Origin of the sequence: Endozoicomonas sp. (assembly GCF_965196975.1) — a bacterium.
Lineage (GTDB): Bacteria > Pseudomonadota > Gammaproteobacteria > Pseudomonadales > Endozoicomonadaceae > Endozoicomonas.
On record NZ_OZ239981.1, the window covers coordinates 4,426,796 to 4,446,930 of the forward strand.

Consider the following 20,135-nt stretch of genomic DNA (forward strand, 5'->3'; position numbering starts at 1 on the left):
CTACGGTGATCTTTACTACTTATTGGTAGCCGCTGAAGTTTTTGTCGTAGACTTGGCCGCTTTAGCCCTCACATCAACCGCCGATTTATTGGCCTCAGTGAAAGCACTTTTCATCATTTCACCCACTTTTTCCTGGGCTTCAGACATGACTGCGTAGGTGTTTTTTGCAGTGTTCACCATTTTTTCCTGCAGATTCTCAGTGTATTCCTTCTGAGCCTCCATGACTCCTGACATATCTTCATGACGCCCCAGAGACTGAGCAAAGCTAGCACTGTCTTTAACCATCCCTGTCAGCCAATCGGCTTGCTGCTTCATTAGCTGTTCGAATACCTTAAGATTCGTAGCAGCAGTAGTTTTGAGTGAAGCTTTGGAGGCTTTGGATGTCACATCAGCAACAGATTCCTTAGCTTCGGTGAAAGCGTCTTTCATCAATTCACCTACTTTTTCCTGAGCTTCAGTTATCACGGCATAGGTATCTTTCGCAGTGGTGACAATATTATCCTGCAGGCTCTCAACGTATGCTTTTTGAGCCTCCATAACTCCAGACACATCGTCAGGATGACCCGCAGACTGAGCATAATTAACATAGCCTTTGATCATTCGGGTTATTAGGCCTGTCTGCTTCTGCAACAACTGCTCACACACCTTGGCATTAATATCAGCCAGCTCGCTCATTGGTTTCATGGATTTTTGATACTGCTCAGTGATCTGCTCAAGCATAACATCTCTCCTGAAAATCTTTTATGCTGCAATGCAACAATAAACAATTAAATTGTTAAAAATACACGACTATTAGTCAACAACATATTCGCCGTAATCCAGCATTTTTGATACAAATAAGAAATAGTTCAGAAGCCACTTAGAATAAAGTATGCCCCACCTAACACGCTCCCTAAAATGTCATTCCTTCCTTTTTTAAATGGGTCTTATTTCAGTTGCTCAATGGATGCCTAACCGCTGCCCCTTGTAAACCCGAAGACCATAGGATCTTCGGGCTCATTATTAACTCACCAGGTAATCTCTTGGCCCCACTGCCCAGCCTTACGTACCACCAACGACGACAACGGCAGATAAATCACCACCACCAGCCACTACTGTCCGGTTAAGCATAAACCAGCTCCAGGCTCCCCTGATTATGGTGTAAATTGACTTTGTTTTTCTCTGGCGGATCGGTGAATAACTCTAACAACGAGCAGCGACTGGTTAGGTTCAGGCCGACTCTGCGGGCTATTTGCTGTAGTGATAATTTACAGTGTGTTGTGATCTGGGTAAGCCTCAGCAACAGGTAGACTATCATGGCTGAGAGCACTTGGATTTTGACTGCATTTTCGCTCTGCCCAAGGAACCGTTTGATCTTCAGGTTCTGCTTGATTCATATGAAAAACAGTTCTATCTGCCACCTGGATTTATAGAGATCCGCTATCTCCTGAGCCGTTCTGACAAGGTCATTGGTGATAAACGACAGCACCTTTCCATCGTCCTCTCTGACTATCGTTACACTTCTCAGGTCTGTTGGACAATCCTTTTGAGCCTTAACCGATGAGAGACGAATAATCTGATCCTCCAGAATGTGGCTGGCGGTGGTTTCCCGGTTTTCAATGACCTCATAAATAGCATTCGATTTCATGCGTCCAACAAAACGTGTGCCCTGCTGCGTCAAGCTGTAGTACCAGCCATAATCATTGTAGGCGCGGTCTACGACATAGGTTGCTCCCGGTATAATGGGAAGTTTGTGCGCTGCTTTTCGGTCATTTATCTTGGCCGCCGTCATTTCAAAATAGGTCGGTATGTCTGCATCCGGATCGTAAACGGTATGCAGCTTGATGCCCGCCTTTGTACTTCGGAAGCTTGCCCATTCGAACTGATTGAGATTCATGTCAATGGTTGTGGAATCAATCAGGCGAACCATCTCTTCTTCCACTTTTCTGGGTAGCTCTCCCCTGACTTTGCCGAGAAGGTAGAAGAACGTTTCCATAAAGATAGCGGAAGGGCGATTGTTATTGGCATCGGACAGGGATGACCGCTTTATACGCTCTACGCCAAGGTGATAGTGGTGATTACGCTTGGTATTGAAGTTCTCCTCCAAGTCACGGAGAGACGTTCGGCCCGTCATTTGGGCAAACATCAGGCTGATAAGCTGAGTCCAGCACGGCAGACTACGTACGCGGTGATCACCTTTGTGACGGTCAACAGCCTTCTGGAATTGGTGGCGGGGAAGGTGTTTGAGCAGTTGATGGAAAACGCTGTTACTATGCTTCATGCCTGTCCTTTGCTTTTTGTGAAGTAGCTGTTTCGGCAACCGCTATTTTACCGAAAGTCAGTTAGGACAGGCATTTCCTGCGATCTCTGTTTTTTTAACCGGACAGCAGTGACCACCAGCACCTTCAGCCAGGCAATGCCCCACACCTGCTGATGAAGTTTAGGGTTCTGCCAGAAGGCACCAAACAGAAACAAGGCACACACTGGCGTGAACACCACCTGAACCAGGCTGTTGGATAAAAACGCACGCAGCTCAAACCACTGCGGATTCATCCACCGGCGAAACAACTGGAAAAACCAGATATTGATGTTGTCGGTAATCCACAGGGCTACGGCCAGTTCAGCATACCAGCCTGTGGGTAATGGCCTATCGCTTCTTCAAATACCAGCGTTTCGTGGCTGAACCCGGTGTGATCAAACACTGGCAGCCATAGCGCCAGGGTCTGTATCCCCCATCCCAGCATCGACAGAGTCATTAATACCCACACTGTCGAGTTCAACAGTCGTCGTGCATTACGCCGACCGTATAACTCCGAAACCGGATTAAGAAAGCAGAAGCTCAACGGGAACAGTAATGACGCCAGGGTAAAATCTACGCTCCACCAGCCAAAGTGGGAACCGAACAACAGCGGGCATAGAATCAGTGTGGCCATATACAGCCCCCACAGGTAGACCAGCAGCGGCTGATCACCCACCAGGGAAAAATTGTGGCCGCCACCTACGCCACGGTCTGCAACAATATCCTTACGCCCTTTCAGGTACGGATAGAGCCTCGCCTTGCACTGCCATGACTGCGTTGCCATTTTCCCGGAACGGATAAAAGACTCAATATCAGAGCTGCTGGTCACGTCGAATTGGTCGATGGTGGTAATGGTGTCAGTACTGCGATCGAATGATGTAAATTTCTCCATTAGGTTTCGTACCTGTATGAAATTTATAGATCGCTTACATCACTTGCAGCACAAGGGAAGTGGCCATTCGACAGCCCGGACAACTGAATAGGCTACCGTTATCGGGATACCACACCCGGCTAAAAAATGATAAAGCTGTTGATCTACCGTTCAGCCTCCTCTGGGCTGCACGGAACATCCGACGTGGGATTATGGGTTAACAGGTTGTATACCGGTTTATCCACGGATTTTGTGGATAACTGGGAAGCTCTCAGTCAGGCAACTCGATCTTCCAGTAATCCATATTACGTACCCGACCAACCACTTCCCAGTCCGGCTGCTGGGTACTGCTGACCTCCAGTCCGGAATAGGTGCAGGTAAACGTAAATAACCGTTTATGGCCATGAACCGTTTTCCAGGCCAGAAACAGGCCGGGGCCCGGGCGAAGTTCCTTTTCCACGGTCAGCAGGGTACAACCGGGGAAGGACTCCACCATTTCCGGCACATAAAAAAAACGGTAAGCACTGGGCTGCCGGTATGCATGGTAAGGACTGTTGAACAAATCCGGCACCCTGGCAATCACGTCATAGAGGTCGCCTTCGGTGGGCACCACCATCACCTTGGTAAGCATGGTGGTCTGCTGCCAGGCATCCTCCCGGTGTACCACGGACTCATGATCATGGGGGTCACCCCGGCCTGTGGAAAACCACACAGGGCTCACCCCCAGGGCTCTGGTCAACACTTCAAGGTACTTCTGCGGGTTACCTATTTCCCCCTTGGCCAGGCGATAGAGGTAATTCTGGTCAATACCGGATTTCCGGGCCAGCTTGGGAATACTGGCAATGCCTGCCAGCTCCATGGATTTTGCCAGTCTATCGGCAATGTCCGGGTGGTTCATAACGGGTAACCCTTAACAACCGGTATTGTTGCAGCCTGACAAACACAACCCAAAGCTCCCGGTCACTCATCTCATCCAGCAGGGGGATAAAATTATCCAGCACCCCATTGACCTTCCGTGAACTTAACCTGTCTGTTTCCTGTTGAGGCTTGCCAGTGCCGTCTGCTACAGCTGCTTCCAAATCTACGTCCATGTGACTGGGTTCCGTAATGTTTGAGAAGAAAACTGCTTGCCCAGAAAACATCGTAAACAGCATACATAAGGATTACAATACAAAAAATTGCATTTCTTTGCATACTTCAGCAATCATTACTCGAGAAAGAACAGATTGCACCACTCAAGGTCGGTAAAAATCGGAATTACCAACATTCATTTGCCCACGGTTAGTGATCGCTGTACGGTTAGTGATCGCTGTAACGTAGTTTTTCACGCCGTGAAAACCTTGAGGATTGATTGGCCATGCTGAAGAAAAAAACGATCAAAAAAACAGCGGAAACCGAAGTGACGTTTGAGTTTGCTCAACCGGGCATCAAGTCCGTGTCGCTGGTTGCGGATTTTAACCAGTGGCAACCCGTCTCCATGAAATACCACAAGAAAGAAAACGCCTTCCGCTCCAAAGTAAAACTGCCCGGCATCAAAGCCCTCCATTTCCGTTATCTGCTGGATGAGACCATCTGGGAGAACGACCATAACACAGACGACTACGTGCCCAACCCTTACGGCAGTGATAACAGTGTGGTCTATACAAAACTCAGAAAGTAATACCCATCAAATTTATGCTTGGTGAACTGAGCTGAAAGACAATACCCTAAAGGACATAAAGATAAAGTGACGAGTCATAGCACTAGGAGTGCTGACCGGGAATGGACTGCCCTACTGCGGAGCCAGAAAATTGCTCTGAAAATTTTCTGTTTTCCTCGCTACGGGTGCTATTATCGGTCAGCCTCCAGGCCATGGCGAGGGACTTTAACGAAGAGTTTCGTTCAGCTCACTAGCACAATAAGGTATTGCAGCTGTTTTCTCTGCCAGCATTTAAGTGTGGTTCAGTGCAAAGCTCCACACATCAAGTTCCCACCATTGTTGAGGAAACAAAGATGAATAATTATTACCTCTCTTTAGGTGCAGACCACCCCGATTACCCGGGCTATGTGCGTATTACGGCGCCCACCCGCGATGATGCCCGCCAGTTAATGGAAACCCATCATGGCCACGACTGGACCGGCTGTTTTGAAACCTTTGATGAGCTGGATACCCACCAACGGGTTCAGCGCGACTACCTGATCTTTGATCATCTGACCGGCGAGGCGCTTGCCTGGACTTGCCATATCTGCAAGGAGAAACGGCCCGACAGTAAAATAGAGGTCACTCAACGCACATTACTGGAGGCAGATAATGCACCGGTTTACAACGTCCGATACTGCATTGATAACGATGAATGCCAGCACTGTATTGATGCCTTTATTGATCAGCAGCGTGGAGTATTGAATTAAACAGCGTTGCATGGCCATGCAATAAAGAGCAGCCAGGCGCATTGACGAGACTGCTCTGGCGCTCGGTCGCAGGTTGGTCACATCAGGAGTGCGCCCTTTCGTCCTGGTGATCCTCCGCCCAGGCCAGGGCTTTCTGAAAAGCCGCATCGCCATATTGTGCTGAGCTGAAGCGACGGGTCAGAGCACAAGATTTACGATTCCGCTTTTTCTGGGAGATATGCGCAAGCCAACCGGTTTGACCGTCTTTCTGGGTGTATTTTTCGATGCTCATCATAACCGGCGATCTCCCTTTTGTGGCAATCATTGTCCGTCAGCGGCCAGCTTTCCGACGGTGCGCAATTATTCACCAGACGAGATCCAAAAACCTTGATACGTATCAATACTTATTATCGGCGGATTTGCATTTCTGATGCTACTGAAATTTCAGTCAGTCTATGGTCGAAAAGAGAAGTATGAGGGGGGATGGGATATATGATGGAGGGAGGAACAGGGGAAAAAAGCTGACACTATCTGGGGGACAGGTATCAGCAAGAAACTCCATGGCAAATTTATATCCTGCTTTGTCTTGTTTCACAAGTCAGTATTGTTAACAGCCTACGTTTGATGGCATGGTTAGGTAAATACTGGCTCAATTCAAAACTGAGAAGCCAGTTGAACCTGATACTGCGTGAGATACCCAAGCGGCAAAGTGGGGCTAATAACAACCGCAGTCAGAGCCGGGAGCGATCCTTGTGATGGGTGAGACAATCTATGAGCCGGTTGTGGGGCGGGAGGAAGTTGGAGAGTTTACCTGTCAAAAATAATAACAGCCCTGGTGATCTGACCGATTCGCCTCCGTAAGAGGCGGTATTTTAGTGTGTCATTTTCAATACGACATAAACCGTCTTTGCAAAAAAAAAACGTAACTATTCAGCACCCAGCAAAGGCGTATTGTTGTAATTTCGAACCGCTTTAAGAAGCGCCTGAAATATGTTCAACCCCTGCTTTTTAGCAGATGATAAATAGCTTCGGATTCGGGTAAACATGGTACCTCCGTCTTCGCTTCTGAAGCAGCCTGAGATCTTCTGCTTAAGTTTGGCCATCCTGGCATCACGTTCACTGCCATTGTTATCGAAGGGAATTGAAAAGTCCGACATGAAGCGCAACGTTTCAACCTTAAACTCAATAAGCCTTTTGAACAGGTTGTAGGCCTTGGTATTCCTGACCTTCTTACGTCCAAGCACCTGTCGTTGTTTTTCCATATAAGCGGTTTCCTTCGTGAGAGCCCTTTGAAGGATTTGGTCGTATATCGTCTCAATGCGAAGCTGTATTGCACCAGGCATTTGAGTCAGACCGGCTGCTTTGTATTTCTTGCAGAAGTGCCAGGAGAGCGTAAGCAATTTCATCAGCCGCAGAGCCAGCTTATTCGCATCCCTATCGACAACTCCCTGAAGCTCTCTCAGATGATGGGCATTACAAAGCACATGCACTGCCGCATAGGCAAAGTAGGACTTCCAATGATCGTGAACCAGAATGCCTGCAAAAGTCAGCAGGATGCCCATTGCATCCATTGCTTCACAACCTCGCCTTTCTGAGAGGTAGTAAAGCGTCCATTGGTCATCTCGCATAATGTGTAACCACCACAGTGAACCGTCAACCCGCATGCCAGTTTCATCCGCTCCTGCAACCGGACTTTCTTGTAAAGCATCGCGGATACTCTGCTCAGTAGAGGCCAGGTTCTCATGGGTATAGGCAACAAAATTGGCAACAGAGCCTGCGCTGACACTCATGCAATAAATAGCATTGAAATACTCAGACACCCGGTGATATGGGATGAAGTGATACTGGTTTAAATGAACAGCCATTGCCTGAGTCACTTCTCCGTATTGAGCAGCGGCTTTCACTCCTTGGGGAAACTCAGCGGTGTTCCGTTTACCACAAGGACATACTTTAACGTCTGCCCAGTACGCGGTAACTTCAAATTCTCCGGGTCTACCTGGATCAAAAACCTGTCGCTCAATGTATTTGGTGGGTTTAATATCGATAAGCGAAGACTGGCAACAGCAACATTTTTCAACCTTCAGATGCCTGACATAATCGGGTAAGGCGACACGTCTCAAACAAGAGCCTTGATGACCTTTCTGGCCACCTGGTTTATTGCCTGAAGATGGTCTAAGGCTTTTGGGGTTCGGTGTTTCCTGTGAGGAGCAGGGGGCTTCTTTGGAAGATGTATCACCTTTATCACTCCCTTTTTTACTGGGCTTTTGATAACCATCTGACGATGGTGGCTTACTACTGTTTTGACTGTTTTTATTAACCCTTTCTTCCAGTTCGCTGCAACGTTCCCGTAAAAGCGCATTCTCGGTCCGAAGCTCTTCATTCTCTTTAAGGAGAGCTTCGGTAAACGGAGTAGCTGGGAAGTCTGGTTCCATACTGGAGATTTGTTAGAAAAATTGAGTATAAGATGATGGTCGAAAAATCAGAAAATTCCAGATTTATATGAAGGGTGCTGAATAGTTACAAAAAAACTGACCCTAAAGCCCGTGAGATAAGGTTTTCTCTGCAAAATTCACAGTAGGTAAACTGTGCCCCAAGAAACATGGTTCATTAGGAACAGCGCCTATTCCGTGAGGACGAGTGCATCCTATTGAAAACAGCACTTCTCCGAAATTGGTAGTAGCACCTAAAAAGGTGCGACTGAGACCTTGTCTGACGGTTATCTATCGGAACGGCTGCTGCTCTTTATTTCTGGTAATGCTTCACAGCATTAGTGGCCACCTGGTTAATCTGCCGATTCAGCCGGTCGAGCCATTCCCGTTTGGTATGACGATCCATAATCCGGTCTTCCATCACTTTTCGAACCTCCCTGCGCAGCTTGCTGATCTCCCGGCTGGCCTTGTTGAGCCCGGTCTTGTTTTTCAGTTTGACGCTGGCTGACTGTTCCAGTTCCTTCGCTCGCTGGGTTTCCCCGGTTTCCTGATAGTGCTTGATGGACGAAGCAATGGCATTTACATCCTTGTTCATCTCATACAGCTCGTTGGTGTAACGGGTGCTGCCTTTGATGCGATCACCAAAGAAGGAACCCACCACTGGGTAGTCCTGTTTGTTCCATGCCGGCTTTTCCCCAGCACCGGTCAGGTGTCGGGTAACCGCATCGGTCACCGCCAGGGTTCCTGTGGCAAAGGCATTGAAATAGCCTTTAAGCAGGTGCTCCAGCTTTTTCGGGGATCGCATCCACTCCGGTGCACCTTCGGGAAGGTACTGCACCAGTTCCTTTAGCGTCTCACTGGTGTACGGATCATACTGGGCTTCCGGCTTCAGGTGCTGCAAGCTCATGGGCACAATATCCCGGTCACGAAAGCGGTCGCGGTTCTCACCCACTTCCCAGATCGGTTTGACGAACTGAGGTATGGGCGTGGATTCCAGGTTAAACATCGCCATCCCCAAAGTCACCATGGCATCCTTTGTCCACTTGGCATCCTCATGCCCCATCATGCCCTGCCACAGAAACTCCGGGATAGTGGCAAAGACATGCCCCACCTCGAACGGTTTGGGGATTCTAAAATGACCGTCTTCACCGTCACCAATCCAGAAGTGGTGATAGGCCACTTTCTCGTCGGTGCTGAGTTCCTTGTAACGATCATCGTCTTCAAACAGTCGCACCAGCAACCAGGAGGCAAAGCCATACATCAGCCCCCGCGTCAGCACCTCACCGGATAAGGCGCTCCAGTGCAGTTCATCACCGGGCTTCACGCCTCGCCACATGCGGTTCACGCCCTGAAGCAAACTGTTGGTGAACTGGATGGATTGGGTCAGGAACCGGACAATGCCCCACTGCCCCTTACGGGTAAAGTTCATCACGTCCAGCGACTGATAAGCGGCTTCCGCCGTGGAACCGCCTTCTTCCTTTACCCGTTCAAAAACGTGCAGCCGGTTGGAATCCTCAAACCGTGCGCCAATGCTGTCCCAGAAGTCGATCAGTTTGCCGGGCGTGCTCAGAATGCGCTTCTGCTCTGCAGGGGATAGCTTCTTGCGGATGTTGTTGTAGTTGCTGCGGTAGTGACCACTGCTACTGCTCCCTCCCGCCATTTTCATCGCCCACAGGGATTCATCCTCATCCAGGGATTTTCTGAAACCTCGAATGGCACCGGCCAGTGGGTTCATGCCTACGACCTTGCCGTTAACGTCCGGGGCAATGTGCACAGCCGTGGACAGCGTATCCCGGGTCAAGTTGCGGAACCAGTAAGCAGGCATCGCCGTGACACCGCGCCGGACTATTTGGCTGGGAATGCCCACCAGTTTCATAAAGCCGCTGTGCAGTTCAGGCCCGATGTCCTGAATGGAGGCCAGCAGCAATGGATCATCCACCGCGTAGGTTTCCAGCTTGCCACCCCGCGAGACACTGGTGGTCCCTTTCAGGGTTTCGTATTTGGCCATCAGTGACTTCCAGCCGCGCATCTGCGCTGGTGTGAGGTCGGTACTGACGCCGATCCCCTGAAGGGCGGCCTTTACATCGTCGTCGGTAACGGTAATGGCACTCTCAATTTTCTCCACGGCCCCCAGTTGCAGGGCGTTGTCGATCACCCGTTGCTGGGCGATATTCTTCAGGGCCGCATCGAGCATGGAACGGGTATTGCGCACCATCGCTTCCAGTGGCGCGATCTTTTCCACCCCACCTTTTAACCGTTGAATACCGGTGGTCTGGCCGCCGAGTCCTTTTTTCGGCCGAATAAACCGCTGGTTTTCTTCCTGGTATTCCAGGTCGTGTATCCGGTTGAAAGGGATGTAGTCGCCGGTATCGAACAGCTTACGCTGTTCCTTGTCGAGTGTGCCGGCGGCTTCCATAAAATCCAGCAGGTCACGATTGTGCTGCTGGTAATCGTCCATCACCTGCTTGAACCGCTTCGCCAGTTCCGGCTGGGTATGCACCCAGTTCTGAATGGTGTCGATCCGTTGCTGGTCGTAAAGGTTCTCCCGGTTCTGTTGGCTCAGTTCCTTGCCCAGCTTGAGGTCTTTCTCCATCTGTCTGCGGTCACGGTTCCACCCCGAGCGACCGCCCTGATACTCATCCGGTGCCGTGGCATCCAGCGTTTCTTTCAGTGCCTGCCCCTGGGCCAGCAACTGATTGCCTTTGGCCCTGGCCACTTTGTCTTCCTCCATAATTCGCTGCGCACGGTGGCTGCCTTCGTACACTTCCCAGATGGCCAGCTCATCCCGTTCGGTGACCGGCTTCAGCAGTTCAAACAACCCCTTGCTGCCCGGCTTGATCACAATGCTGCCCTCTTTCAGCATCGGGGTGCCTTTATGGAAGGTAGCATCGGTCACGTTGTCCAGATTACGGGCCAGGTAAACGGCTTTGCTGGCAGACACCGTTGCGTCCATCAGCTTGCCCTCGTTCAGCAGCTTCTCCTGCTGTTCAATAATGGCGGCATCGGTGAATACGCCCTGATTGACGTGCAGCAATCCCCGCTTGATATGCTCTTTCAGCGGTTTGGCGTCCCACCACTCCCGCAACCGGTCGTGCCACGGCTTTGGGGCAATGCCACCGTGGATGTCGTTGATCACGGACTGCACATCGTCGGGGAGGTCTTTCAGGGAATAGCGGGGAACATTATCCTGTTTTGCTTTTTTATTATCTTTCAAAGCAAACAACGGCTGACCATCTTTCAATACCGAATCCCGCATTTTGTCGGTGACAGTCACCGACCAGACTTTATCGGGCCTGGTGCCATAAGGGTACTGCGAGCCGTTGAAATGGATCTCGACAGGCTCCAGCGTTGCTCCCCACTTTTTGGTGTACTTCTTCATATAATTGGCCAGACGCTTGTCGTAGAACTCGCGCATTCCCCTGGCACCGTCGCCCATCAGCTCGTCCAGGTTTTCCAGGGTAAAGTCTGCACTGTGCTCGGCGAAGACCAGCCGGTCCAGATCCTGATCAGCGGTGTCCTGTGTGTCGTAATAGAGCAGCGAACCGTCCGATGAATGCAAGGCCTCACCGTTGGTATCGCGGATAAACCAGCGTTTCTGTTGATCGTCGTTATCCTGCTCGGTGGACCATTGGCTGCGCTCCTCTTGCAAGGATTCATAAACGGAGTGGCTGTCCTCCCGTATTTTCGCTCCCAGACGATGACCCACATAAGCGTCCAGCCGCTCCTCTGCAATGTGTTCTCTGCGGTTGCTGCCATTCCTGTTTTTGATCGTTAAGGTGACATGGGTCAGTCGGCCTTCGTGGGTAAACTGGGGGGATACCTTCATCTGCTCTACCACCTGCCCAAGGCTGGGATACCGTTCCACCTGCTGTGCCGCACTGCTCCAGGCGATCCGGTCAAAGCCGTTTTCGGCAGCGTGGCGGATCATCCGTTTCATCACCAGGTTTGGCCAGCTCTCTTTCAGGGGCGCATTAGGTACCTGACGGTAGAACCGGTGTTTGTCGGTATCGAAAAGTGACTGTCGTTCATCTCGCAGTGCTTTCAGCTGGGCTTCGGCATCCACCCACTGCTGGAAATGGTTCTCTACATCCTCTGCAACCGTGCTCAATTCGTTATTCAGCCGATCAACCTGCGTCTGATCTTCGGCCTGCTCTGCCTGTTTGAGCTGACGGGTAAGCTCATCACGCCGGGTACCGGTTTCAGCATGCTGTTTGCCAAACTCATCTCGTTGTTTAACGACGGACCGAATCTTGTCATCGACTGCATTTATCCGGGCATTGCGCTGCTCCTGTTTACGTACCGACTCTGGCGTGCGGTAACCACTTTCCCGACCGGCCTGATGCAGGTCGCTCTGCACTTCATCAATAAACAGAATCCGTTCATTACGACCATGGATGTTTTCATCAAAGGTCTGGAAGCGCACATGAGCCAGTACATTTTCCGTCGTCCCCCAGTGGCTTTCGTCATAGTCGTCCTGTCGCCATCGGGCAAAGGATTGATGCTCGCTGACGGCAGCGGCAATGGCCGAGGCCTCAGTGGCATGGCCGGTGGTGATCATGGTCTTGTCATCACCATTGCGACGGTAGAGCGTGTAATCCCGGAACGCCTGACTCCAGCCCACATCGTCCACCTTCATACCGGCGGGCATCATGCCCTGCGCCAGTGCCTTGGCTTCTTCTTCGGAAATGGGGCTCAGGTTCTTGTGATTCGGATCAGCGGGGAATACGTGGCTGTTGTTATCGAGAATCAGCAACAGTTCGGAATAATCTTCACCACCTTGCATGGCATAATTGCGGTACTGAACGTCGGACTCATCCCGCAGCTCCGCTTCCAGGTCACTGCGAACGTCCGACTCGTAGTCGTTCTCCCAGGCTTCCAGCGCGGCATCTTCCTTGTCGGAATAGCTTATGTGGTCCCGTACCAGCTCCTTGTCGTCCATATTATCGACGCTGTTATTGGCTCGCCATTGCGCTTCTTCGTGCAGGGCAGACTCGTCCAGATAACCATCGTCATCCACCAGGGTATCCACTTCATGGTCGTCAAGGGCTTCGTCGTCAAACCGATTCTTCAGTTCCTGATACTGGTAGTCGTACTCGTCCTCCCGCAAACTTTCCCGCGCATCTTCCAGGGCATCGCCCAGCTCATCCAGCGAATAGCCGTGCTCATAATCGTCAATACGCTCACGGATAAAATCCCGCTGCTTTGATTCCAGCCGGTCTTCCAGCTCCTGCTCATCAAAACTGTCCACGTTCCAGTCTTCACTGATCCGCACTTCATTCTGCCGGATAAAGTCCAGCACCTCGGCACGGGTCAGCTTCTCACCTTTTTTATCCGCCAGCCACAGGTCAAGGCCCAGCCACTGGACTTCCTCGTCCTGCACGTTGTTGCCTTTCTTGATGGCATTCAGCCAGCTCTGGGCAGGTAGCTTGTCCGACTTCACGGCAGCGGCACTGCGCTCGACGGCGGAGTAGAAGGTCGGGGCTATGCCTGAATCGCTGTAGCGATTCCCCTTAGCGTTACCGGCATTCAGGTTACCATTGCGCTTCAGATGACCACGGGCCGCACTCAGCAGCTCCACCGCATCGGCATCCGTCCATTTAATGTTGGGGAACAACCGGCGCAAAGCATTGCGGATCATGCTGACCACTTTGGTCAACAGGCCGTTTTTCGGGTCTTTCTCGGCAAGGTGCGCCAGGTATTCCTCGGCAATGATCCGATTGGCTTCCGCCTCGCTCTTGCCTTCGGTCTGCCGGGCGTACCGCTTGCCCAGTGCCTGCTTCAGCCGGTCGTTCATATCCCGGTGGATTTCATCCAGCACGGTATCGAGCCGTTTACCCAGCAGGCCACGTACGCCTTTATGACCCACCAGTTCATGGAGGACGGTGCGCACCGCCTCGCCGGTGGTGTCCAGATTGGCTGCGATCAGGTAAGTCTCGCCTGTCTCCGGGTCGAACATCCCCCGCCCCCGTCCCTGAGCCTTGTCGCTGATTACCTTCTGGTAGAGGCTGTAGGGCAGTTCAGTTTCTGATTGCAGCACGTGGATGGACTGCCCCAGTTTCTGCTCCAGCGGCTTCAGTTTCAGACGCAGCGGACCGGACTGGATGCCACGGGCGCTGCTGTCTTTGCGCAGGGCGTAGAAGGAACCCCGTTCATTCAGGTCGGGGAACCCTTTTTCGGCGGCAGACTGGTAGCTGCCGTCCCTGCCGGTAAAGTGATCCAGCACCTGAATACGGTCGGCCCGATTGAAAAAGTTGATCAGGTTCCGGGTGCCTTTCATGGCCAGTGGTGAGCCATTGCTTTTCAGGATGACCGACGAACTGTTGGTGCTGTCCAGTGCCTGCATGATCCTTGCAGCTGCGGGATTTTTCGTGGGATGCCGTAACGTCTTCAGGTCATTTTCTGACAGTGGCAAAACCCCTGTCACATTGTATTTGCTATCCAGCAGCACCACGGCATTGGGGCTGATGGTATCGAGGAAGGGGCGCACTGCTTCCGGTGACCCGAAATTGATGTAAGGCCGGTTAAAGCGCAGCCGCCGTTCGGTAATCGGGAATGCCTTATTGCGAGCCATGCGTTTGGGAGCCACGGTGCCCATCAGCACCGTGCCATCGGCATCCATGATTTTCGCATGGCCCGTGGTCCCCACCACGGCGTGCCCCATATTGACTACGCCACTGCCGTCTAGCACGTCGTTCAGGCTGTGGGTAATATGCACATCCGACATACTGGGCTCAGGATCACCGGAGGGATGGTTATGAGCAAACCAGACGGATTTTGCATTGGGTGTCGCCACCACAGCACCGGCCAGTGTCCATGGGGATACGGAAGCAGAGGCTTTCTGCCCCTTGCTGTGCTTAATGACATTGATCACCTTATTATTGCCATCAAGCACAATGGCGATCATTTCCTCCTGCGCCAGCTTTCGGATCGGGGCAATAAAGTGGGCAAGGTCATCGTAGGTGTGAATGGTGTCGGTGCCGGCTCTGATGGTTCCCGTTTCAACGTGCCTAACCAGAACACGCTGGTTCTCGATGATCTGCTGTTTCCGTTCGTCACCGGAGAGATCAGGGGAGGCGAACAGGTCTTTCTGACCGGCATCTTCCAGATCGGATTTTTTGCCACGCCGTTTGCGTTCTTCTATTTTTCCTTCTTCGCCTTCTCCGACTCGGTAGCGTCCGGTTCCCTCATCAATTTGTCGAACTCCAATTGTGCCTTCAGCTTCCTGTCCCTGGCCGCCTGCATCTGTTGCTTCTGTTCGGGTGTCAGCAGATGCCCGTAGCGCAGATCGGATTTTGCCCAGGTTTCCAAGCAGCTCTGCCGCGCTCGCTTTGCCACCGAATCGGTCAGGGTCATTCTCTATCTCCTCTTTCAGCCGTTGCAGATGTTTATCGTGGGGGGCTTCCGTGGCGGCTTTCATCACCTGGCGGGTGACATTGCCGTGGAAGCAACCCATACCGCCGTATTGGTCGCAGGAAGTGCAGTTAAAGTTCTTCTTCGGATCAGTGGGGTGCTTGATCTTTTTCCAGCCGCCATCGACAGGGCATAACCGCTTCATGGCATCCAGCCCGAGCATACGACGCAGGGCTGCTTTATCGCCCAGGACTCGCTGACCGTGTTTAATAGGCAGAATCACCAGTATTCGGTCAAGATTGGATCGGACGAAGTCAATGCCTTTCTGCTGACCGTCAAACACCACCGCCAGTGGCAGCTCCGGGTGCTGTGCGGCCAGTTCAAAGTTGCTGTTGTCCACCGACAGTGCCCGCCAGTTCTGTTCGGGCACCTGCTTCAGGAACTCCGGATTCTTGCTGAAGATCTGGAGCCGGATACCCTCTTTGTTCATGGTTCGGATAAAGGGCAGCCATGCCATGGAGCCATCACCCATATCAAACAGGCGAAGGGCTTTGTTCTGGTAAAACTCCGGAGTGCCTTTGTAATCGTTGGCCGCAATCCGGGCAGTTCTGACCGGGTCTTTCTCCACCGCCCAGTTCACGATTTCCGATTTAATGATGGGATTACTGAACCGGTAATTGCCTTTGGTCGCATAACAGAAAGAAGCACAGTCCCGGCTGGGCATACAATCGACAAAGCTGCCATTGATGCTGTTCTCCGGTTTTCCGGCATGCCCCATGACATCCTCTGTGTGCAGGTAACGCCAGAGTCCGGGTTCGCCATGATCTTTAAGCGCTTTGAGGATCGAGGCGTTATCTTTCTGGGACAACAGCGACTGGTAATCCACCTCACGTCCGGCCACCAGGTCATCAATGGTCTGGCGAATCAGCATGGACTGCACGGTCTTCCTTGCCCAGGGTGTGTCTGCCAGTTTCTTCAGTCTTGCGATAACTTCCGGTTTATCAGCTCTGTTATCAAGGTACTGTTTGATGGCTGCCCGTTCAGCACCGCCCAGACTCTTGATCCCAGGTACCGAGTAGTGAGGCGCATTGCGGCTGTTGTACCAGTCGCGCTCCTGGCGCTTTGTGGCACTTCCCCCGTCCTGGGGGGCGTACTTGTCGCGCTTTCTATGCCCTTCGGGTGCCCGGCGCTTGGTGGCACTTCCCCCATCCTGGGGGTCGTATTGAGCCTTGTCTTCCTCAATCCCGGCAAAGTCATCGTCCGTCCACTCATCGCTATCAAGAGTGCCGTGATCAACCGCATCCAGCAGATCGTCTACTTCGTCCCTTTTGGCTTCTCTGGCAGATTCAGTTGGTCTTCCGGTCCGTTCTTCCGGATCACTGCTTCGGTTGCTTCCTTCAGCAGTTTGAACAGGTCCGGTTTGTTGGGCCTCCCAGTCGCGCTCCGGGCGCTTGGTGGGACTTTCCCCTTCCCTGGGGGTCGGCTTCGGGTCGATGATCGGTGTGGATTTATCGCCATGGTTTTTCTCCAGTTGGTGGTTGGTCTGCTGAATCAGATCGTCCAGTGTCGCCTCTGCGGTACCGAACATATCCCCATCGGCTTGTGATTGCTTTTGCAGGTACTGCTCTATCTGGTTGGCCAGCTCACTGAGTGCCTGCCCTACCTGCTTGCTCTTATTCAGGTTGGCATCGAGCCAACGGGCAAACAGTTCAGTCTCCGGGCTGAAGCTGTCCAGCAGGGAGCGTTGATCCAGAATCTCATCCACCGACTGGCCACGGTTGCGGCTGTCCTGCAAAATGCGACTGGCTTCCACCAGGGAATCAATGACGCCATAGCCACCGAGCTCAGGATCAATACCCTTAGCCCTGGCAAAGTGGGGAGCCGCCATGGCCAGTGACTTGATCAGGTTTTTCAGGTCAGGCTTGTCGTCCTCGGCAAACAGGCTGTTGAGACGGTCATCACCGTAGGCTTTCATAAACAGGGCCGACTCCACACGGTCACGCATCTGTTTATTCCAGTTGCCCTCTTTGGTCTTCAGCTCTCCGGCCTCATCACCCAGCCGGTCAGCGAATCGGGCAAGAAAGATGTCGTTGCTGCGGTGCAGCAGATCGCCCGTGCCATCGGTATCAAAGTGGCTCAGGTCTTCCTGGGTAATGCGAGCCGCGTCCAGTTTGGCTTTTTCAGCCGGAGACATCGTAGCGGTTTCCGGCTTGTTGGCCTCATTGGTAAACGACACCCGATCTTCGGTATCGAGCGTGCCCTGCCGCTGGCGAACCAGTACCGGCTGGCTGAATTTATCCACATCCCCTGGCTTCAGGCCAAAGACTTCAGCGTTGTCCTTCAGGTACTGGCGGTAAGCCGCTGACCGTTCAGGATGGTTGCGGTAGGCTTTGCGGATCGCGGACACACGGCCATTGCCGCTTTCCACCACACGGTCACTGCCAATGATGGGCGCACCGCTGCTGGCCAATGGGTTGGCGCCGAGCTTCTTCGGGTTCAGCTTGCTGGCAATCCCCCTGATCTGGGTTTCACTGGCCTGCCGTGCCCGATCCCGTGGTTGCAGCTCTGCCGGGTATTGAGGGTTTACCTTGCCGGTGTCGTTATGGCTGGCAATCAGGTCGGACTGCTCATAGAGGGCATACTGGGTGCTGACTTCACGCTCATCGGCCATCACCGATTCGTCGGCCTTGCCCAGTACCGGCTTTTTTCCTGAAGGGGTTCCTGACTTCTCTTGCGCTGTCAGCCTCATCCCTTCCTGCTGCTGGCGCGCCTCGATGGCTTTCACTTCCCGTTCAAAGCGGATACCGTCCCCGCTTTCAACCATCGACTTCAGGTTGGCCAGTGTTTCTTTCATGGAGGTCGGGGTAAAGCCTCGTCCACTTTTCCGGGCGTTCATTTCCAGCCTGCGCTGGTCTTCAATCAGCTTACGGACACGGCGTTTCTTGTTGTCGTCGCCTTTCTTCCAGTTGAACGAACGGAACAACCGATTCAGGCCGTTCATCCGTTCGGTGTAACTGGTCAGATCACGTTCAGGGTTGCCAGTGTACTCGGTTGAACCCGGATGCTGATGGGTAGCCCTATCGATCTGGTCCTGTCGTCGTTGCTGGCTGTCCTGCTGTGCGGCTTCCGGGTCAGCATCCACAGTGCCGTAACGGTTGCCAGTGAAGTCGGCAGGCGGGGAGTAAGGCAGTGCCTGCTGCCGGGGTTCGCTTGCCTTTTGTTGCGGTGAAGGTTCTGGCTGTCGGGTCTGCTGCTCAAAGCCAGGGCCGGTAAAGGTGGTTTCCCCTCGCTGTACAGGGCCAGTGGGGTTCACATAGATGGCGTTGTCGCTGCCAATCTGTGGCGTCTGCTGCACCGGCCCAGCCTGCCAGCCCGGTGACCACTGGGACGGGTCTATGGTCAGCTCCGGTTTAGTCTGTGCCTGCGGTTGTTCTTCCTGCGCCTGCGTTTCCCCCAACTCATGGAGCTGGCTCTCCAGTCCGGCAATGGCCAGCGAGTTCTGCCGCAGTTGCTCCGCCAGCATGGCCTGATCGGCGTGAGGTTCCTGCATCTGGTCTTGCAGGGTCTGATGCTGGCTCATCAGGTCGTTAAGCCTCTGCTGCTTCTCCCTGATGTCGTCCATATTGCGGGTTCGACCGGCAGCGCCCACCAGTCCACCCACCGGACCTCCAACAATGGCACCGGACAGTCCCTGCTCCAACGCACCATCAGTCAGTCCTACCTCCCTGCCCACCTGTTGCTGTCCGTAGTTGGCCGCCATCTGCTGGCCAACCCCTTCTCCGAACTCCTGCGCCCCTTCGGTCAGGAACCCCTTGGCCGCATTCAGGCCACGGGTGCCGGCGTTCTTCAGGATCAGGTTCTCCATGGCCGGACCCGCCAGCCCCATGGAAAGCGCCCCCACCCCGGCAGCCGGGGCAAAGGAGGCCTGTGCCGCTTCTTCGGCCAGCAGGGCTTTGGCCTGCTCAAAAGGCTGGCGGGTATCGCCGCCTCCGGCCTGCTCGTAGGTCTGCTGGTAGAGCTCCTGGAACCTCGGCAGGTCTTTCAGTTGCTCATAGCCCAGTCCCATGATCTGGCTTTTGGCGTCCTCGGCACCGGCCCCGCCGATCATCAGGCCACCGGTTGCCCCATAACCAATGGCATGGCTGCCCTTGTCGATGACATTCGCCAACCCCTGCACACGTCTGGCATCTTCCAGACCGGTCACTGCTGCCGCTGGACCGGATGCCTGAAGCCCTTTCATGCCCAGTGCCGACAACCCTTTACTGGCCACACCACCGGGTATCATGGACGGTGCCAGAGAGCCAACCCCAGAGGCAAACTGGAGGCCAAAACCGGCAGCGGTACTGCCCTCGGTCAGTCCATAACCCCCGTCGCCTTTGCGCTCGACCCCGAACCCCTGCATCGCCTCGATGCTGGACGGGGACATATTGTCGAGCTGTTCCTCGGATTTCTCCCGCAGCCAGCCACTGGCGGCATTATGGCCATCGCCGCCCACCAGTCGGCTCGCACCGGATACCAGGTCAGCCGCACCGGCATAACCGCCATGCCAGAGGGCATCCCACAGGTCACCGGCATAGCTGCTGTCCGGGTTACCCCTGCGGCGGGTGTGCTGGTCAAACAGAGAACGGGCTTCCCGATGGTAGCCTTCCGGTATCTGGGGCTTGAGATAGTGCCGCCAATACTGCTCGCGCAACCGTTCCTGTTCCTGATCGTCCCCCTGCTGAAACAGCGGGGTCGAGCTGAAATCATTCCAGTTCATAGAATCGTCCTTGAAAAAACGCTGGCCGCCACCCGCTACCCGTTCCCCATAAAAGCGGGTCAGTTGCTTTGCATGTCTTTT

General features: G+C 53.2%; 11 protein-coding genes. 2 read left to right on the plus strand and 9 right to left on the minus strand.

What is annotated here, in order from left to right; genetic code table 11:
* Window positions 1-15: 15 nt before the first annotated feature.
* The 6 genes from ACOCLE_RS19865 to ACOCLE_RS19890 form a co-directional block, all read right to left on the minus strand.
* On the minus strand, window positions 16-720 hold the full coding sequence (locus ACOCLE_RS19865; RefSeq protein ID WP_419533933.1) for a phasin family protein: 705 nt from the start codon (window positions 718-720) through the stop codon (window positions 16-18).
* Between the two features lie 652 nt (window positions 721-1,372).
* Entirely contained in the window at window positions 1,373-2,260 is an 888-nt protein-coding gene (locus ACOCLE_RS19870; RefSeq protein WP_419533934.1) for an IS4 family transposase, read from the minus strand.
* Window positions 2,261-2,307: 47 nt separating this feature from the next.
* The gene (locus ACOCLE_RS19875; RefSeq protein WP_419533935.1) at window positions 2,308-2,532 is read right to left on the minus strand and encodes a hypothetical protein; all 225 of its coding nucleotides are present in this window, start codon (window positions 2,530-2,532) and stop codon (window positions 2,308-2,310) included.
* 56 nt (window positions 2,533-2,588) lie between these two features.
* Window positions 2,589-3,170 carry a hypothetical protein gene (locus tag ACOCLE_RS19880; protein ID WP_419533936.1) on the minus strand — a complete coding sequence of 194 codons (582 nt, stop codon included), beginning with the start codon at window positions 3,168-3,170 and terminating at the stop codon, window positions 2,589-2,591.
* A gap of 250 nt (window positions 3,171-3,420) precedes the next feature.
* Entirely contained in the window at window positions 3,421-4,047 is a 627-nt protein-coding gene (locus ACOCLE_RS19885; protein WP_419533937.1) for a helix-turn-helix domain-containing protein, read from the minus strand.
* Window positions 4,022-4,240, minus strand: a complete 219-nt coding sequence (locus tag ACOCLE_RS19890; RefSeq protein WP_419533938.1) for a hypothetical protein — start codon at window positions 4,238-4,240, stop codon at window positions 4,022-4,024. Before ACOCLE_RS19890 ends, ACOCLE_RS19885 begins: the two co-directional genes overlap by 26 nt.
* A gap of 266 nt (window positions 4,241-4,506) precedes the next feature.
* Between ACOCLE_RS19890 and ACOCLE_RS19895 the strand changes: the two genes are divergently transcribed.
* Together ACOCLE_RS19895 and ACOCLE_RS19900 are read left to right on the plus strand one after the other, a co-directional pair.
* Entirely contained in the window at window positions 4,507-4,809 is a 303-nt protein-coding gene (locus ACOCLE_RS19895) for an isoamylase early set domain-containing protein (protein WP_419533939.1), read from the plus strand.
* A gap of 332 nt (window positions 4,810-5,141) precedes the next feature.
* Complete coding sequence (locus ACOCLE_RS19900; protein WP_419533940.1) at window positions 5,142-5,537, plus strand: hypothetical protein; 396 nt, start codon at window positions 5,142-5,144, stop codon at window positions 5,535-5,537.
* Window positions 5,538-5,619: 82 nt separating this feature from the next.
* On the opposite strand, the gene ACOCLE_RS19905 is transcribed toward ACOCLE_RS19900, so the two are convergent.
* From ACOCLE_RS19905 to ACOCLE_RS19915, 3 genes are all read right to left on the minus strand, one after another.
* On the minus strand, window positions 5,620-5,811 hold the full coding sequence (locus tag ACOCLE_RS19905) for a hypothetical protein (protein WP_419533941.1): 192 nt from the start codon (window positions 5,809-5,811) through the stop codon (window positions 5,620-5,622).
* A gap of 631 nt (window positions 5,812-6,442) precedes the next feature.
* The gene (gene tnpC, locus ACOCLE_RS19910; protein ID WP_419533942.1) at window positions 6,443-7,948 is read right to left on the minus strand and encodes an IS66 family transposase; all 1,506 of its coding nucleotides are present in this window, start codon (window positions 7,946-7,948) and stop codon (window positions 6,443-6,445) included.
* 310 nt (window positions 7,949-8,258) lie between these two features.
* Window positions 8,259-20,054 (minus strand): LPD38 domain-containing protein, encoded by an 11,796-nt coding sequence (locus ACOCLE_RS19915; protein ID WP_419533943.1) that lies wholly within the window; start codon window positions 20,052-20,054, stop codon window positions 8,259-8,261.
* Window positions 20,055-20,135 lie beyond the last annotated feature (81 nt).

Bases quoted from the DNA above. Each gene is read 5' to 3' on its own strand.
- ACOCLE_RS19900 (WP_419533940.1), top strand. From the start codon at position 5,142: ATGAATAATTATTACCTCTCTTTAGGTGCAGACCACCCCGATTACCCG.
- ACOCLE_RS19875 (WP_419533935.1), bottom strand. From the start codon at position 2,532: ATGAATCCGCAGTGGTTTGAGCTGCGTGCGTTTTTATCCAACAGCCTG.
- ACOCLE_RS19890 (WP_419533938.1), bottom strand. From the start codon at position 4,240: ATGGACGTAGATTTGGAAGCAGCTGTAGCAGACGGCACTGGCAAGCCT.
- tnpC (WP_419533942.1), bottom strand. From the start codon at position 7,948: ATGGAACCAGACTTCCCAGCTACTCCGTTTACCGAAGCTCTCCTTAAA.
- ACOCLE_RS19895 (WP_419533939.1), top strand. From the start codon at position 4,507: ATGCTGAAGAAAAAAACGATCAAAAAAACAGCGGAAACCGAAGTGACG.
- ACOCLE_RS19880 (WP_419533936.1), bottom strand. From the start codon at position 3,170: ATGGAGAAATTTACATCATTCGATCGCAGTACTGACACCATTACCACC.
- ACOCLE_RS19865 (WP_419533933.1), bottom strand. From the start codon at position 720: ATGCTTGAGCAGATCACTGAGCAGTATCAAAAATCCATGAAACCAATG.
- ACOCLE_RS19915 (WP_419533943.1), bottom strand. From the start codon at position 20,054: ATGAACTGGAATGATTTCAGCTCGACCCCGCTGTTTCAGCAGGGGGAC.
- ACOCLE_RS19905 (WP_419533941.1), bottom strand. From the start codon at position 5,811: ATGATGAGCATCGAAAAATACACCCAGAAAGACGGTCAAACCGGTTGG.
- ACOCLE_RS19870 (WP_419533934.1), bottom strand. From the start codon at position 2,260: ATGAAGCATAGTAACAGCGTTTTCCATCAACTGCTCAAACACCTTCCC.
- ACOCLE_RS19885 (WP_419533937.1), bottom strand. From the start codon at position 4,047: ATGAACCACCCGGACATTGCCGATAGACTGGCAAAATCCATGGAGCTG.